Raw genomic sequence first — 15,453 nt, 5'->3', positions numbered from 1 at the left:
TGGTGAAAGACGGTGCGGGACCCTGCATCGCGGGAAACGTAGGGCGGAAACGGAGGGCGGAGGAGGTGGCTAGAGGAGCTCGTCGAGGTCGTTGACCACGAGCGTGGCGCCGGCCTCCAGCAGGGTCTGCCGGCCGGCACCGCGGTCCACGCCGATCACCGAGTGGAAGTTCCCCGCGTTCCCGGCCTGGACACCGGAGACGGCGTCCTCGACGACGACGCACTCCGCACTGGGCAGGCCCAGCAGCCGGGCGGCGTACTCGTAGGTTGCCGGGCTGGGCTTGCCGGGCAGGCCCTCGGCGACGGCGACGACGCCGTCAACCACCACGGGGAAGTAGTCGGAGAGCCCGGCGGCCTTGAGCACCGCCGGGGCGTTGCGGGAGGAGGAGACGACGGCGACCTTGAGCCCGCGGGCCAGCGCGGCGTCGATGAACTGCACGGAGCCTGTGTAGGGCTTGACGCCGCCGGCCTCAACGATGTCGTTGAAGACCTTGTTCTTGCGGTTGCCCAGGCCGTGGACGGTGTTGTTCGCCGGGTCGTCATCCAGCGGGCCTTCGGGCAGGACGATATTCCGGGAGGCCAGGAAGTCACGGACGCCGTTGAACCGCGGCTTGCCGTCGATGTGGTCGAAGTAGTCGCTTTCACGGTAGCCGGGCGCCTCGGGCACGGTCTTGAGGAAGCCGCCGAAGAGCTCCTGCCAGGCGCGTTCGTGCACGACCGCGGTGGGGGTCAGGACGCCGTCGAGGTCAAAGAGAATGGCGGAGGCCCCGGTCCAGCTCGATGGGGTGCTGTTGGAAAGCTCAGTCATGGATCGGTTGTCCTTTCAGACGGCAGTAGCAAAGTAAGTTGGGGCGCACCGGCGGAGAGGGCACCCCCGGAGGGGAAACCCCGGAGGTTTTCAAGCCGCGGGCGCCGGGCCGGGCGCTGTTCAACGACGGCGGAGGCTGTTCCGTCGGACAGCCTCTGTGGTCTCCGGCGAGTGGCTGGATGGGGGATTGACGAGCGGTGGAGACGTTCAATCAGCAGCTTCGCCGCGAACTCGCCCTGATCGGCGGCCGGCCGGGAGCTGTCCGGCAGGTTCCGGAGGACGGTGCAGCCGAAAAGTGCGGCGTCCGGGAGGGTGACACGCGGCGTCTCAGCACGCAGCACAGGGCTCAGCCCTTTCTTCCCCCTGAAGTAAATGGGCCGTGAACACGGCCAACGCTCATTCTAAGCGCTGACAAAATTGGCGCGCAAGTGGATAAATGAATGAAGGTCGTTTATCCCTGTTGCGCCGCAGCCCCGCGGGCCACGTGGGGCTCTACGCCGGGCCGTCCGGGCGCAGCACGTAGTGGCGGAGGAACGCACTGACGTCCACGAGTTCCGCCGCCGAGATCGAGTGGCCCATTCCGGGGTACGTCCGCGCCGTGAGCTGCGTATGCTCGTGGAGCCATGCCTCGGTGTGGTCCGTGGCGGCGTCGTTAATCACAAGGTCGTCCCGGTCCCGGCCCCAGAAGAAGGGCGGGCGGGCCTCGAACGATTGGCTCATCGCCAGGAGCTCGTTTTCCAGGACAAAACCGGACAGCCCGACGACGGCCCGGAACTGCGCTGGCCGCAGCCGCAGCAGGGTGGTGGCCATGGCCATGCCCTGGGAGTAGCCGAACAGGCTGACGCTGCTGTGCTGGGCTTTGACGGATTCGATCCAGCCGAAGACGGCATTGGTCGAGGAGATGACGTCGGCAAAGTCGTGGGTCAGGAAGTAGTCCAGCAGGAACCAGCCGTGGCCGTCCCCGATCTCCTTGGGGCCGCGCAGCGCGGCGCAGGTGAACCCGGACGGCAGGCTCTCAAAAAGCTTCGCCATCCGCGATTCGTCCCGGCCGTAGCCGTGCAGCATCACCAGCAGCGGCGTGCCGGCGCGTTCGTGTTCCGGTTTGGACCAGACGACTGTCTCCATCGGAACAGCCTAGCTTTCGGTGATCACCAGCGCGGCGCTGTGCCCGCCGAATCCGAATGCGTTGGCGATCCCGGCCCTGGCCGGCCGCCCAGCCACCGTTTCGCGGAGGAGATTGAGGTCGATCCCGTCGTCGGGCTGGTCCAGGTTGCCGGTCCCGGGGACGTCCCCGGTCTTCAGGGCCTGGATCATCACGATGGCTCCGAGCGCACCGGCGCCGCCGAGGAGGTGCCCGGTGAGGGATTTCGTGGAAGTGACGGGAACCTGGTTTCCGAGCACGGCCCTGATCGCCCCGGCTTCCAGGCGGTCGCCGACCGGTGTGGACGTCGCGTGCGCGTGGACGAGGCCGATGTCCCGGGGGCCAAGGCCGGCAGCGGCGATGGCCTTTTCCATCACCCGGCGCTGCATGGCCGGATCAGCAGCGACGATGTCGACGGCGTCGGACGTGACCGCGGTTCCGGCCACAACACCCAGGATTTCCGCCCCGCGGGCCCGGGCGTGGTCCTCACGTTCCAGGACCAGGATCGCGGCGCCTTCGGCCAGCACGAATCCGTCCCGGTCCCGGTCGAAGGGCCGCGATGCGGACTGCGGGTCCGCGTTGCGGGTGGACAAGGCACGGATTTGAGCGAAGCCGCTGATGATCAGGCCATTGATGCAGGAATCCACGCCGCCCGCAATCACCACGTCGGCCGCGCCGGCCCGGATCATGTCGGCGGCCTGGGAGATGGCTTCCGCCCCGGAAGCGCAGGCGCTCACCGGGGTGCGCGCCCCTCCTTTGGCACCGACGTCGATGGACACCCAGGCCGCGGGGGCGTTGGTCATGATCCGGGTGAGGGTATGCGGGGAAACCCTGCGCGGGCCGCTGGAATCCAGCGTCCGGGTCTGCTCAAGAGTGGTGTCGAGGCCGCCGTAGCCGGACCCGATCACCACCGCCAGGCGCTCCGGATCAGCCTCCGGGCGGCCCGCCTGCTCCCACGCTTCCCGGGCCGCGATCAGCGCCAGATGCCCGCACCGGTCCATCCTCTTGTATTCGGGGGTGGTGAGCAGCGAGGCGACGTCAACCTTCACCTGGCCGGCCATGCGGACGGGCAGCGCCTGCGCCCAGTCCTCCTCAAGCGCCACGATTCCGGAGCGCCCGGCCAGCAGCCCCGCCCGGGTCTCGGCGGCGGTCCCGCCTACAGGGGTCACGGCGCCCAGTCCGGTGACAACGACTCTGGGGGAAGCTTCAGGCATGGGTACCGGCATTTCTGTGAGAACCGCGAGGGGACCCGCGGCAGTGCGGGGCAGGTGGGCGGGCGTAGCGGGGTCAAGCGGGGGCGGCAGGCATGGGGCTGCAGCGATGCACCCTTTAAGAGTACGTGCGTTCCCCCGCCCCGGGCCGAGCCCGTTTCCCCACCGGGGATCCGCCACGGAAACGGACCACCGCACCCCGGCTCCGCGCCGCCTCTCTCCGGAACCGCCGGGGCGGGGCACGATGCCGCGCGAAAACCTGATCGGAGTGGCGCCGCGCGGATCGTTGAAACAGCACCCATCGGGCTGTAGCGTGACGCTGGACAGCATGCTTAGTAATACCAATCCGTCCCACCGGACACAAGGAGCAAGTCATGAGAATCGGTTCCTCCATCTTCCTCATTGCCCTCGGCGCCATTCTGGCCTGGGCCATCACCCCCGGGCTGATCCCCAACGTTGACCAGACCATGATCGGCTACATCCTGATGGCGGTAGGTGTCATCGGACTGATCGCCTCCCTGGTCCTGGCCTCCCCGGGCCGCAGCCGCACCCGCCGGGTCAGCGAAACCCGCTCCGTCGTCGACCCCAACACCGGCGAGACCATCACCCGCAATGAGAGCCGCGACGCCGCAATCTAGTCCCAGAGCACTACCGCGCACCCGGTGCGCCGCATGAACAACCCGCACGCCGGGCCGGACCCAAGGGTCTGGCCCGGCGTGCTGCGTTTTAGGCGCCCACTGCCCCTCCTCCCCGGGACATGCCCAGCCTGCGGGGCCAATGGTGGACATAGTCCCTATATGCCCCCTCCGCGGCACAAAGAGTGGACATGCCCCCCGGCCCGCGACCCCGGGCACGCGCTCCCCCGGGCCCGCCAACCGCCCGCGCGCACATGCCCAGCCTGCGGAGCCACCGATGGACATGGTGCCAATATGTCCACTCCTCACCGCGAAGAGTGGACATGTCCCGCGGCCCACTGACCGCCCCGCGCACTTGCCCAGCCTGCGGAGCCACCGATGGGCATCGTGCCAATATGCCCATCCCAGGGCGCGAAAATTGGGCATGTCCCGCGGCCCACTGACCGCCCCGCGCACATGCCCAGCCTGCGGAGCCACCGATGGGCATCGTGCCAATATGTCCATCCCAGGGCGCGAAAATTGGGCATGTCCGGCGGGGAGGTGGGGTGGGCATTCTGCGTTCATGTTGTTTTCCATTGACAAAGCCACAGATTCAAAGATAAAGTCAATCAACTCCACTGCCTGTGATGGCAATCACTGAAGTGGCGGGAAGGTCCGCAGTACTGACGCAAGGGAGAGCCCGTGTTCGCCGAAGAACGCCAACAGCTGATCGTGGGACTCATCACTGCCAGCGGCCGCGCCAGTGTCACGGACCTTGCCGAGCGTTTCAGCATCACCACCGAGACTGTCCGCCGGGACCTTGCCGCCCTCGAAGCAGCCGGCAGCCTCCGCCGGGTCCACGGCGGCGCGGTGTCCCCGGACCGCTTCAGCACCAACGAGGAAAGCATTCTGGTCCGCGCCGACCAGCGGCAGCCTGAAAAGACCCGGATCGCCGAGGCAGCCCTTGCGCTCATCCCGCGGGACCGCACCGGAAGCATCCTGATCGACGCCGGATCCACCACGGAGACCCTCGCGGAACTCCTGGCCGCCCGGACGGCAGCGAGCACGGCCATTTCAGGACCCGCAGCCGAACTCGTGGTCATCACCCACTCGCTGCCCGTCGCGGCAAAGCTGTCCGGGGAACCCGGCATCGCCCTGCACCTGCTGGGCGGAAAGGTCCGCGGAATCACGCAGGCCGCTGTTGGCCAGTCCACCGTGGAAGCCGCCCGCCGGATCCGCCCGGACATCGCCTTCATCGGCACCAACGGCATCCACGCAGCCTTCGGGCTGAGCACTCCCGATCCTGAAGAAGCCGCTGTCAAGGCCGCCTTCGTCCAATCAGCGCGCCGCATTGTGGTGCTGGCTGATGCCTCCAAGCTGGACGCCGAAACCCTGGTCCAGTTCGCCTCGTTGAAAGATCTGGACACCTTGATCACTGACACGAAACCCAGCCAGGACCTGGCCGACGCCCTCGCCGACGCCGGAGTCGAGGTGGTGGTCGCATGATTGTCACCCTGACCGCCAACCCGAGCCTGGACCGCACCGTGGCGTTGCCGGGCCCCCTACTCCGCGGCGAAGTGCAGCGGGCCATCTCCGTCCGGCAGGAATCCGGCGGCAAGGGAGTCAACGTCTCCCGCGCCCTCGTCGCCTCCGGCCTGACGACGGTGGCGGTGCTGCCCGGAGCTGAAGCGGACCCCGTCCTCGCCGGCCTCCGGGACGGCGACGTCCCGTTCGCCGCGCTCCCGATCGGCGAGCCGCTGCGCAGCAATGTGGCGCTCACCGAGCCGGGCGGCGTCACCACCAAGATCAACGAACCCGGCCCGGTGCTGAGTGCGGACCAGCAGGAGGCCCTGATCGGGCTGCTCCTGGACCACGCCCGCGGAGCCAGCTGGGTTGTCCTGGCCGGATCGCTCCCACCCGGGGTACCGGCCGACTTCTACGCCACCGCCACCCGGCGGCTGCGCTCCATGGATCACGGCAACGAGGCCCCCCTCATCGCCGTCGACTCCTCCGGCGAACCGCTCGCCGCCGCGGTCTCCGGCGACGCGCTGGGGAAGCCGGATCTCATCAAACCCAACGCCGAGGAACTGGTGGAGCTGGCTGCCGCAGCCGGGTTCGCCACGCACAAGTCCGCCGAGGAACTCGAAGCGGATCCGGAGGCTGCCGCGGTGGCCGCTTCCGCCGTCGTGCGCTCCGGGGTGGGGGCCGTGCTCGCAACGCTCGGCTCCAGGGGTGCGGTCCTCGTGACGGCCGACGGCGCGTGGCTGGCCACGCACCCGCCGGTCACCGCGGTGAGCACGGTAGGCGCAGGGGACTCCTCGCTTGCCGGCTACCTGCTCGCCTCCAGCCAGGGCGCTGCCCCGGCCGATTGCCTCCGTCAGGCTGTAGCCCATGGTGCCGCCGCCGCTTCGCTGCCGGGCTCCACGGTCCCGGCAGTCCACCAAACCACCCCTGATGCCGTAACCATCACGGCCCTGAAGAAGGATTGACAGTGACTCAGCTCATTACGACCGAACTGGTCGAGCTCGACCAGAACCTGGGCAGCACGCCCGAGGACGTGATCCGGCACCTGGCAGGCAAAGTTGCCGCCAACGGACGCGCCACCGAAGTGGAGGGCCTCTTTGCCGACGCCTTCGCCCGGGAACAGAAGACCGCCACCGGCGTGCCCGGCGGCATCGCCATCCCGCACTGCCGTTCGACGGCGGTCACCGAGCCGACGCTGGTCATGGCCCGGCTCTCCCAGCCGGTGGACTTCGGCGCCAAAGACGGCCCCGCGGACCTGATCTTCTTCATCGCGGCACCCGAAGGCGCGGACCAGGAGCACCTCAAGCTGCTCTCCAGGCTGGCCCGTTCCCTGATCAAGAAGGACTTCACCGCGTCCCTGCGTGCCGCCGGCTCGGAGACCGAGGTCGTCGAGCTCGTCGAGGGCGCCCTCGCGGACAAACCCGCAGCCGCAGCAGCCCCGGCAGCGGCCACGGCGGCCACGGCCGCTGCCGCCGGTTCAACCGTGGCCGGTTCAACCGCCGGGCCCGCAACCGCCGGGGCACCCCGGCCCAAGCGCCTCGTCGCTGTGACCGCCTGCCCCACCGGCATCGCCCACACCTACATGGCCGCCGATTCGCTCGTGGCCGCCGCCAAGGAAGCCGGCATCGACCTGCAGGTCGAGACGCAGGGCTCCTCCGGCGCCAAGGCCCTTGACCCGGCCGTGATCGCTGCCGCCGACGCCGTGATCTTCGCCGTGGACGTGGACGTGCGCGGCAAGGAGCGTTTCGCCGGCATGCCCGTCATCAACGCCCCGGTCAAGCGCGGCATTGACGAGCCGGACAAGATGGTCCAGGAGGCCCTCGCTGCCGCGGACAACCCGCACGCCCGCCGCGTCCCGCACTACGGTGAGGAGCAGGCCCAGCAGGGGGCCGAGGAAAAGGGCGAGCATTTCGGCACGAAGCTGAAAAAGGCCCTCCTCACGGGTGTCAGCTACATGATCCCGTTCGTGGCCGGCGGCGGTCTGCTGATAGCCCTTGGCTTCCTGGTGGGCGGCTACGACATCAAAGGCTTCGCAAACACGATCCTGGCTGAGAACAGCATCACTAATCTGCCGACCGAGTACCCGGAACTGGCCTGGGGCCCGCTGGGCGCCTACCTCGGCGCCGTGCTCTTCAAAATCGGCGAGCTCTCGCTGGGCTTCCTCGTCCCGGCACTGTCCGGCTACATCGCTTTCGCCCTGGCTGACCGGCCGGGCATCGCGCCGGGCTTCGTCGCCGGCGCCGTTGCCGGGTTCATGGGCGCGGGCTTCCTCGGGGGCATCGTCGGCGGTCTGCTGGCAGGCTACACGGCACACGCCATCGGCCAGATCAGCGTCCCCCGCTGGCTGCGCGGCCTGATGCCGGTGGTCATTATTCCGTTGGTGGCATCCCTCGTAGCGTCCGGCCTGATGTTCCTGGTCCTGGGCGGCCCGATCGCCGCAATCACCGTGGGCCTCAATGACTGGCTGTCCAGCCTCACCGGCGCCAGCGCCATCGCTCTCGGCGTCATCCTCGGTCTGATGATGTGCTTCGACCTCGGCGGACCCGTCAACAAGGTTGCCTACTCCTTCGCCGTCGCCGGCCTCGGTGCAGCAACCATCGACAACCAGGCACCGTGGCAGATCATGGCGGCCGTGATGGCCGCCGGCATGGTGCCGCCGCTGGCCATGGCCCTCGCCTCCACCGTGTTGAACAAGAGGCTCTTCAGCCTCGCCGAGCAGGAAAACGGCAAGGCGGCCTGGCTGCTGGGAGCCTCCTTCATCTCCGAAGGCGCCATCCCCTTCGCCGCCGCCGACCCGCTCCGCGTCATCCCCGCCAGCATGCTCGGCGGCGCCGTGACGGGTGCCATTTCGATGGCAGCCGCGGTGGGATCGAAGGCCCCGCACGGCGGCTTCTTCGTCTTCTTCGCCATCGACAACTTCCTGATGTTCGTCGTCGCCATCGCGGCCGGCACCGTCGTCACGGCCTTCGCCATCATCGGGCTCAAGCGCTGGGCAGTCAAGAAGCCGGTTGATACGGTGGAAAAGGTTCCCGTAGCCGCCTGAGCCGTCCAGCAAACCTTCCCTAGCTGACATTCCCCCTGCTGAACCAAGGAGCAACAATGACCGAACGTAACGCCACCATCGCCAGCCGCGTAGGGCTGCACGCCCGCCCGGCCGCGATCTTTGCCGAGGCTGCAGGCGAGTTCGAACTCGAAATCACCATTGCCCGTCTGGGCGAACCCGTTGACGAGGCCATGGATGCCGCCAGCATCCTTTCCCTCATGAGCCTGGGCGCGTCCCACGGCGAGGTTGTGGTCCTGCGCGCCGAGGGCGACGGCGCCGACGCCGCCCTCGAACGCCTGGTCCAGATCCTTGAAACGGACCACGACGCCGAATAGCGTTACCGCCCGGCGGTACCGCCGCCGCGTCCAACGCCCGGCCGCACCCCGAACAGGGGCGCGGCCGGGCTTTGGCGTTCCCGGGTCCGCCGGAAAGTCCCTCAGCGAACTTAGTAAATGCTTGTCACGGCCCGGCGGCGCCGCTAGCTTGGAATCCGCGGCACCACCCACTGTGGCCCGCCGCAGGACGATTTCCCGGCCGAAGGAGGCACCCCCGTGACAAACGTGCAGGAAAGCATCGAAGTGGCCGACGCCGCCGGCGAATCCGACGGCCAGCCGCCGAGGTAGCCATGCCGACGAAGCAGAATGCCGCCCGGAGCTCCAATGCCGCAGCCAGGAACGGCCGGCCAGCCGTGGGCCGCAAGAAAAGCGAGCTCATTTCCGCGCTCCGGGACTCCTGATCCCGATGGCCGCGGGCCGGACAGCCGTCCGCTCAGGCTTCCTTTCGCGCGCTCCGCGCGGCGGCCTTCGGGGCGGACGCCTTGGAAGCGGCGATCTTGGCCGGAGTCTTACCTGCGGTCTTACCTGCGGTCTTGCCGGCGGTCTTGGGCGCTGCCTTGGCGGCGGTCCGGGAAGCGGTCTTGGCCGCGGTCGACTTGGCGGCAGGCCTGGCGGGTCCGTCCGCGGATGCTGCCCCTCCCCCGCGCTTCTTCTCCAGGCTCCGTTTGAGTGCCTCCATCAGGTCGATCACCTCGCCGTCGCCGGCCTCGGCCGCCGGGGCGCCAAAGGTCTCCTCGGTGTCCAGCGATTCGCCCTTCTCCAGCTTCGCCTCGATGAGCTGGCGCAGCTGCAGCTGGTAGTCGTCGGTGAACTGGCCCGGTTCGAAGTCCGCCGCCATCGAATCGACCAGCGCGGCGGACATCTCACGCTCCTGGGCGGAGATGCGGACCGTTGTTTCGAGCGAGGGGAAGCTGGCCTCCCGCACCTCGTCGGCCCACAGCAAAGCCTGCAGCACCAGTACGTCGCCGCGGATCCGCAGGGCTCCCAGCCGGGTTTTGTCCCGCAGGGCGAACTGGACGATGGCCACCCGGTCGGTGTCCTCGAGCGCCCGGCGCAGCAGGACATAGGCCTTGGGCGACGTCGAGTCCGGCTCGAGGTAGTAGCTCTTCTCGAACATCATGGGGTCGAGCTGCTCGGCCGGCACAAACTGCACCACGTCGATCTCGTGGCTGTTCTCGGCCGGAATGGACTTGAGCTCCTCCCGGCTGAGGACCACCGTGCGGCCGTCGTCCTCGTAGGCCTTGTCGATGTCCTCGTAGTCCACGATCTTGCTGCAGACCTCGCAACGGCGCTGGTAGCGGATCCGTCCGCCGTCGGCATTGTGGACCTGGTGCAGGCTGATGTCGTGGTCCTCGGTCGCGCTGTAGACCTTGACAGGCACGTTGACCAGCCCGAACGCTATCGCGCCTTTCCAGATGGCTCTCATGGATCAAGTGAACATCACAGTGGCGTGGAGGTGAAGCCCCTTGGCTGAACGGACATCCGCCAGCAACAAGGAACGGGTCCTGGTTGGGGGCCGCGAACTGGTGGTCACCAACCTGGACAAGGTGATGTATCCGGAAACCGGCACCACCAAGGCCGATGTGCTGGCGTACTACGCTGCGGTGGCGTCCGTCCTGATCCCGGCCGCCGCTAACCGCCCGGCCACCCGGAAACGCTGGGTGCACGGCGTCGGGACGGCCGAGACCCCAGGCGAGATGTTCTTCCAGAAGAACCTGGACCATTCGACGCCGGGGTGGGTGCCGAGGGCCTCCATCGCGCACAAGGAACGCACCATCCAGTACCCGCTGGTCAACGACCCGGCCACGCTGGCCTGGCTCGCGCAGATCGCGGCCCTGGAGATCCATGTGCCGCAGTGGCGCGTCGACTCGAACGGGGACGCCCAGCCGCCGGACCGGCTGGTGCTGGACCTGGATCCCGGCGAGGGGGCAGGGCTGGCCGAGTGCGTTGAGGTCGCGAAGCTCGCCCGCGCCATCCTGCAGGATGTGGGCCTGGATCCCGTTCCTGTGACCAGCGGCAGCAAGGGCATCCACCTGTACGCCGCGCTCGACGGCACGCAGAGCTCCGAGCAGATCTCCGAGTTCGCCCACGAACTGGCACGATCGCTGGAAGCCGATCACCCGGAGCTGGCCGTGAGCGACATGAAGAAGACCCTGCGCACCGGCAAGGTCCTGGTGGACTGGAGCCAGAACAGCGCGGCAAAAACCACTATCGTCCCCTATTCCCTCCGCGGGCGGCTCCGGCCCACTGTGGCAGCGCCCCGAACCTGGCGCGAACTCAGCTCGCCGTCCCTTCACCAGCTCGACTACCAGGAGGTCCTGAAACGGGTGAAATCCGGCAAGGATCCTTTCGCCGTTATCTCCGGCAGGGGTCGGCCGGGCGCCCGGCCGGACGGCCATCCGGGCGACTGCGCCGGGGAAGCGCCCGGCGACGGCGGCGGCACCGACCCGCGGCTGGAGAAGTACCGTGCCAGGCGGGACGCGTCCTCGACCCCGGAGCCGTTTACGGCGGAACGGCACCGTTCGGGGGCAGCAAGCACGGGGGCAGCAAGCGGCACCCGCCGGGAGAAGTTCGTCATCCAGGAACACCACGCCAGCCGACTGCACTATGATTTCCGGCTGGAGCGCGACGGCGTGCTGGTGTCCTGGGCGCTGCCCAAGGGGGTCCCCACGTCCAAGACAACCAACCACCTGGCCGTCCAGACCGAGGACCACCCGATGGACTACGCGGACTTCGAAGGCACCATTCCCGGGGGCCAGTACGGCGCCGGGACCATCAGAATCTGGGACCACGGCTCCTACGAGTGCGAGAAGTGGATTGCAGGCAAAGAGGTCATTGCCACCCTCACCGGCCAGGACGACGGCGGTCTGGGCGGCGCCCGCCGGTTCGCGCTGATCCGCACCGGCCGGGACGACGACCAGTGGCTCATCCACCTCATGGACCCGCCGGGGGCGAAGAAGGGCCACGCGCCCCCGCCGGCGCTGGCGGCGGCGAAAGCGGCGGCGGCGGCGCCGGACCGGGACTCCGGCGCCGCGGCGCCGGAGAGTAGGCAGCCCGGGGCCCCGGGCCCGGCAGACTTCACGCCAATGCTCGCCAGCTCCGGAACCACCGCCGACTTGCCGGACAAGGACTGGCAGTTTGAACTCAAATGGGACGGGGTGCGTGCCCTGATCGCCGGGGACGCGGGGAGGATCCGCCTGATCAGCCGCAACGGCAACGACATGTCCGCAGCGTATCCGGAATTGACGGACCGCTCCTGCTGGCCGGAGCGGGATTTCATCGCCGACGGCGAGATCATCGCCGTCGGCCCCTCGGGGCGGCCGGACTTCGGGCTGCTGCAGGGGCGGATGAAACTCACCAAGGCCGCCGATATCACGGGGGCGCAGTCGACGACGCCCGTGCGGCTGATGCTGTTCGACCTCCTGTCCGAGAACGGCACCGACCTGCGCCGGCTCCCGCTCCGCAAGCGGCGCGGCCGGCTGGAAGCATTTTTCCGCACGTCCGGCTGCCCGGTGGAGCTCTCCCCGCTGATCGACGGCGACGTCCTGCACATCCTGGAAAGCGCCGAGGAGCTGGGGCTGGAGGGAGTGATGGCCAAACGCACGGACGGCCGCTACGTCGGGCAGCGCAGCAGGTCCTGGCTCAAGCTCAAGTTCGAACGCACCCAGGAGGTGGTGATCGGCGGCTGGAGGCCGGGCAAAGGCGAGCGCGGTCAATCCGTCGGCTCACTCCTGCTGGGTATCCCTGCCGGTTCCAAGCTGCGCTACGTCGGGCGGGTAGGCAGCGGATTCAGCGCCCGGGAGCTCACGGAACTGCGCCAGCAGCTCGACGCCCTGCCCCGGAAGACCTCTCCGTTCGAGGACGTGCCCGCGGCCGATGCGTCGGACGCGCACTGGGTGAGCGCCAAGCTCGTCGGGGAGGTCAGCTATGGGGAATGGACCGGCAGCGGCAGGCTCCGGCACCCGGTCTGGCGCGGCTGGCGGCTGGATAAGAGCCCGGCGGACGTGGTGATGGAGTCGGACTGAACCCAGTGGGAAGGCAGCGAAAAGCCCGGGCGGCCGTTGCGGGCCGTCCCGGGCTCCCTTGCCGCCGGCGCAGGGCGCCGGGCTTGGTTCAAAAGGCGTTGTTTAGGAGGAGTGCGGGGTGTCGGGCGGGGTGATCCGGTGGACCGCGTTCGCCGCGGCCTCGTGCCCCGGCCGGCCGTGCTGGACGTCGTGCTCCTTGGGATGGCGGTGTTTGCCGCTGCCGTCCGGCCACTGCTTACCCTCGGCTGCAGTGGGCGGGGCCGGCCGTTTCGTTTCCGGCCCCGGCGCCTCGTCTATGGACTCCGCCAGATGAGTGGCAACCTCAGGATCGATCTCGTCTCCGGACTGGTGTTCCGCCATTGCTCTTCCTTCCGCTGTCGAATTACGTCATCGAAATAAGCTGTGAAACGAATTGTCCAACCATCGTAGGTCGGCCGGCGTGCGATGTCTGCAGGGCTACCAGCGGACTTTCTTCTCCGCCGGACCCTGCTTGCCGCTGACGTGCGTGGGTTTGTGGCTGTGGCCGACACTCTGTGAGCCAGCGCCGCCCCGCGACTTGCTCGCGAGCATCTCCTTCTGGGCATCGGTGAGGCGCGACTTGATGCCCTTCCCCTGCCCCTGCGTGTCCTGGGACGTGTCGTCCCCCTCGGCCCCGCCGCTGCCGCTCTTCTTGGTCTCTTTGCCCGTCATGGACTGTTCTCCTTGTGTGGCTCGTCATTTGCACTGCGCTGATCTCAACCCTAAGCGCTTTCCGGATCCCTTGGGTACCCCTTTTTCACGGTGCGGCGGGACCGCGCGGCGGGTGGCCCGGGCCCGACCCAATGGTGCGATTCGGCCCGGATTCCGGCTGCTGGGGGCCCCGCGGGGAAAAAGTTTCCGCAGCCCCCGGTGGCGGCCGGGGTTTCCCTGCAATGGCGCGGTGAAACCGCGGAAAGAAACCCGCCGGCAAGGTCCCTATTGCGGTCGAAATATCGGATGATACGGCACCAAACTCGGAAACACCATAGAAATCGCGTAAAATTGAAGGTCTGCCCAGAGCGGGGCAGCTACAAGTCGCAAGCAAATGACCTCCCTAGGAGCGGCCCACATGCCCCAAAACCGAAGCACGATCGACTCTTCAGCAGGCGTGATGAACGCCGGCGGAACCTACCAGGCTGCACCCGGCGGTACGACAAAACCAAAGCTGCGGACGCGCCGTCGACTCAAAGAGTCCGACGTCAACGTCGTCAACAAGCCAATGCTTAAGAAAGCCCTCGGCGGCACCATCGTGGGTAACACCATGGAATGGTACGACGTCGGTGTGTTCGGCTACCTGATCACCACCATGGGACCGGTATTCCTGCCCGAAGCGGACAAGTCCGTGCAGACCCTGTTCCTGCTGGGCACCTTCGCCGCCACCTTCATTGCCCGCCCGCTGGGCGGAGTCATCTTCGGCTGGCTCGGCGACAAGATCGGCCGCCAAAAGGTCCTCGCCTGGACCCTGATGCTGATGGCTGCCAGCACGTTCGCCGTCGGACTGCTGCCCGGCTACGCCCAGATCGGCATGTGGGCTGCTGCCTTGTTGGTGCTGCTCAAGGTCGTCCAGGGCTTCTCCACCGGCGGCGAGTACGCCGGTGCCACGACCTTCGTGAGCGAATATTCCCCGGACAAGCGCCGCGGGTTCTTCGCCAGCTTCCTGGATATGGGCAGCTACCTCGGCTTCGCGGCCGGCGCCGCCCTCGTCTCCGTACTGCAGCTGACCCTGGGCCAGAGCGCCATGGAGGAGTGGGGCTGGCGGATCCCGTTCCTGCTTGCCGGCCCGCTGGGCCTGATCGCGGTCTACTTCCGTAACAAGATCGAGGAATCCCCCCAGTTCCAGGCCGCCCTGGACGCCCAGGAGGAAAACGCGATGGAGGCCACGTCCTCCGACGCCGCCGCTTCCAAGGGCCCTGTGGGCATCGTCAAGGCCTACTGGCGTTCACTCATCGTCGCCATGATCCTGGTGGCCGCCGCGAACACTGCAGGCTATGCCCTGACGTCCTACATGCCGACGTACCTCACCGAGTCCAAGGGCTACGATCCCGTGCACGGCACCCTGCTGACCATCCCCGTGCTGGTCATCATGAGCCTGTGCATTCCGCTGACCGGCAAGCTGTCCGACAGGATCGGCCGCCGTCCCGTGCTTTGGATCGGCGCGCTCAGTACCGTAGTCATGGCCACCCCGGCGTTTATGCTGATCGGCGTCGGAGAAATCTGGTCCACCCTCCTGGGTCTGGGCATGATCGCCTTCCCGGTGACCTTCTACGTGGCCAACCTGGCGTCGGCCCTGCCTGCGCAGTTCCCGACGGCGAGCCGTTACGGCGCCATGGGTATCGCGTACAACTTTTCCGTGGCCATCTTCGGCGGCACCACACCCTTCTTCGTTGCGGCCCTCATCGGCGCCACCGGCGATGACATGATGCCGGCCTACTACCTGATGGCCACCTCGGCGATCGGCGCCGTTGCGATCTTCTTCCTCAAGGAATCGGCCAACCGGCCGCTGCCGGGCTCCATGCCCAGCGTGGGCACCCAGGCCGAGGCCAGGGAACTCGTCGCGAACCAGGACGAGAACCCGCTGATCGACCTGGTGGAGATGGACATGCCGTTTACTTCGGCTCCGGCAGATTCAGTTGCCGGTTCGACGGCGGCCCGGGACACCGACAAGGTTCCGGCCGGAGCCTAAGCTTGCCCCTCTGGCAGCCCGGCCGGGTTCATCCTGAGCCCAGCCGGCTACT

General features: G+C 68.0%; 13 protein-coding genes. 7 read left to right on the top strand and 6 right to left on the bottom strand.

Translation table 11 applies throughout. The features are described 5' to 3' along the window. Window positions 1-69: 69 nt before the first annotated feature. The 3 genes from ACZYX4_RS13340 to ACZYX4_RS13330 form a co-directional block, all read right to left on the bottom strand. Window positions 70-807, bottom strand: coding sequence for an HAD family hydrolase (locus tag ACZYX4_RS13340; RefSeq protein ID WP_463876614.1), 738 nt, complete (start codon window positions 805-807; stop codon window positions 70-72). A gap of 492 nt (window positions 808-1,299) precedes the next feature. After that, window positions 1,300-1,932, bottom strand: coding sequence for an alpha/beta hydrolase (locus ACZYX4_RS13335; protein ID WP_463876612.1), 633 nt, complete (start codon window positions 1,930-1,932; stop codon window positions 1,300-1,302). 9 nt (window positions 1,933-1,941) lie between these two features. Further along, on the bottom strand, window positions 1,942-3,162 hold the full coding sequence (locus ACZYX4_RS13330) for a beta-ketoacyl-[acyl-carrier-protein] synthase family protein (protein WP_463876610.1): 1,221 nt from the start codon (window positions 3,160-3,162) through the stop codon (window positions 1,942-1,944). A gap of 371 nt (window positions 3,163-3,533) precedes the next feature. Here ACZYX4_RS13330 and ACZYX4_RS13325 point away from each other — a divergent pair, with 371 nt between their 5' ends. The 5 genes from ACZYX4_RS13325 (at window position 3,534) to ACZYX4_RS13305 (ending at window position 8,675) form a co-directional block, all read left to right on the top strand. Next, on the top strand, window positions 3,534-3,797 hold the full coding sequence (locus ACZYX4_RS13325; RefSeq protein ID WP_463876608.1) for a DUF6458 family protein: 264 nt from the start codon (window positions 3,534-3,536) through the stop codon (window positions 3,795-3,797). Between the two features lie 678 nt (window positions 3,798-4,475). Then, window positions 4,476-5,279, top strand: a complete 804-nt coding sequence (locus tag ACZYX4_RS13320; RefSeq protein ID WP_463876606.1) for a DeoR/GlpR family DNA-binding transcription regulator — start codon at window positions 4,476-4,478, stop codon at window positions 5,277-5,279. Further along, a complete protein-coding gene (locus ACZYX4_RS13315) occupies window positions 5,276-6,262 on the top strand; it encodes a 1-phosphofructokinase family hexose kinase (protein WP_463876604.1) in 987 nt (328 codons plus the stop codon). The genes ACZYX4_RS13320 and ACZYX4_RS13315 overlap by 4 nt, the downstream gene beginning before the upstream one ends. Before the next feature lie 2 nt (window positions 6,263-6,264). Beyond that, complete coding sequence (locus ACZYX4_RS13310) at window positions 6,265-8,340, top strand: PTS fructose transporter subunit IIABC (RefSeq protein ID WP_463876602.1); 2,076 nt, start codon at window positions 6,265-6,267, stop codon at window positions 8,338-8,340. Window positions 8,341-8,396: 56 nt separating this feature from the next. Beyond that, window positions 8,397-8,675, top strand: a complete 279-nt coding sequence (locus ACZYX4_RS13305) for an HPr family phosphocarrier protein (protein ID WP_463876600.1) — start codon at window positions 8,397-8,399, stop codon at window positions 8,673-8,675. A gap of 433 nt (window positions 8,676-9,108) precedes the next feature. Here ACZYX4_RS13305 and ku read toward each other — a convergent pair whose 3' ends face one another. Then, a complete protein-coding gene (gene ku, locus ACZYX4_RS13300) occupies window positions 9,109-10,101 on the bottom strand; it encodes a non-homologous end joining protein Ku (protein ID WP_463876598.1) in 993 nt (330 codons plus the stop codon). A 40-nt stretch (window positions 10,102-10,141) separates the two neighbouring features. Between ku and ACZYX4_RS13295 the strand changes: the two genes are divergently transcribed. Next, window positions 10,142-12,700 (top strand): ATP-dependent DNA ligase, encoded by a 2,559-nt coding sequence (locus ACZYX4_RS13295; RefSeq protein WP_463876596.1) that lies wholly within the window; start codon window positions 10,142-10,144, stop codon window positions 12,698-12,700. A 102-nt stretch (window positions 12,701-12,802) separates the two neighbouring features. Here the strand turns inward: ACZYX4_RS13295 and ACZYX4_RS13290 are convergent, their stop codons facing one another. Both ACZYX4_RS13290 and ACZYX4_RS13285 read right to left on the bottom strand, forming a co-directional pair. Beyond that, on the bottom strand, window positions 12,803-13,060 hold the full coding sequence (locus ACZYX4_RS13290; RefSeq protein ID WP_463876594.1) for a hypothetical protein: 258 nt from the start codon (window positions 13,058-13,060) through the stop codon (window positions 12,803-12,805). A gap of 96 nt (window positions 13,061-13,156) precedes the next feature. Then, a complete protein-coding gene (locus tag ACZYX4_RS13285; protein ID WP_463876592.1) occupies window positions 13,157-13,390 on the bottom strand; it encodes a hypothetical protein in 234 nt (77 codons plus the stop codon). A gap of 397 nt (window positions 13,391-13,787) precedes the next feature. Here ACZYX4_RS13285 and ACZYX4_RS13280 point away from each other — a divergent pair, with 397 nt between their 5' ends. Further along, on the top strand, window positions 13,788-15,401 hold the full coding sequence (locus ACZYX4_RS13280; RefSeq protein ID WP_463876590.1) for an MFS transporter: 1,614 nt from the start codon (window positions 13,788-13,790) through the stop codon (window positions 15,399-15,401). The last annotated feature ends 52 nt before the right edge of the window (window positions 15,402-15,453 follow it).

The sequence above is a fragment of the Pseudarthrobacter leeuwenhoeki genome (genome assembly GCF_055412885.1).
The sequence above is the reverse complement of the archived record's forward strand: the minus strand, read 5'-3'. Positions and strand labels throughout refer to the sequence as shown.

Excerpts from the sequence above, each read along its gene's own strand:
- ACZYX4_RS13340 (WP_463876614.1), bottom strand. The coding sequence starts at position 807 with ATGACTGAGCTTTCCAACAGCACCCCATCGAGCTGGACCGGGGCCTCC.
- ACZYX4_RS13335 (WP_463876612.1), bottom strand. The coding sequence starts at position 1,932 with ATGGAGACAGTCGTCTGGTCCAAACCGGAACACGAACGCGCCGGCACG.
- ACZYX4_RS13330 (WP_463876610.1), bottom strand. The coding sequence starts at position 3,162 with ATGCCTGAAGCTTCCCCCAGAGTCGTTGTCACCGGACTGGGCGCCGTG.
- ACZYX4_RS13325 (WP_463876608.1), top strand. The coding sequence starts at position 3,534 with ATGAGAATCGGTTCCTCCATCTTCCTCATTGCCCTCGGCGCCATTCTG.
- ACZYX4_RS13315 (WP_463876604.1), top strand. The coding sequence starts at position 5,276 with ATGATTGTCACCCTGACCGCCAACCCGAGCCTGGACCGCACCGTGGCG.
- ACZYX4_RS13305 (WP_463876600.1), top strand. The coding sequence starts at position 8,397 with ATGACCGAACGTAACGCCACCATCGCCAGCCGCGTAGGGCTGCACGCC.
- ku (WP_463876598.1), bottom strand. The coding sequence starts at position 10,101 with ATGAGAGCCATCTGGAAAGGCGCGATAGCGTTCGGGCTGGTCAACGTG.
- ACZYX4_RS13290 (WP_463876594.1), bottom strand. The coding sequence starts at position 13,060 with ATGGCGGAACACCAGTCCGGAGACGAGATCGATCCTGAGGTTGCCACT.
- ACZYX4_RS13285 (WP_463876592.1), bottom strand. The coding sequence starts at position 13,390 with ATGACGGGCAAAGAGACCAAGAAGAGCGGCAGCGGCGGGGCCGAGGGG.
- ACZYX4_RS13280 (WP_463876590.1), top strand. The coding sequence starts at position 13,788 with ATGCCCCAAAACCGAAGCACGATCGACTCTTCAGCAGGCGTGATGAAC.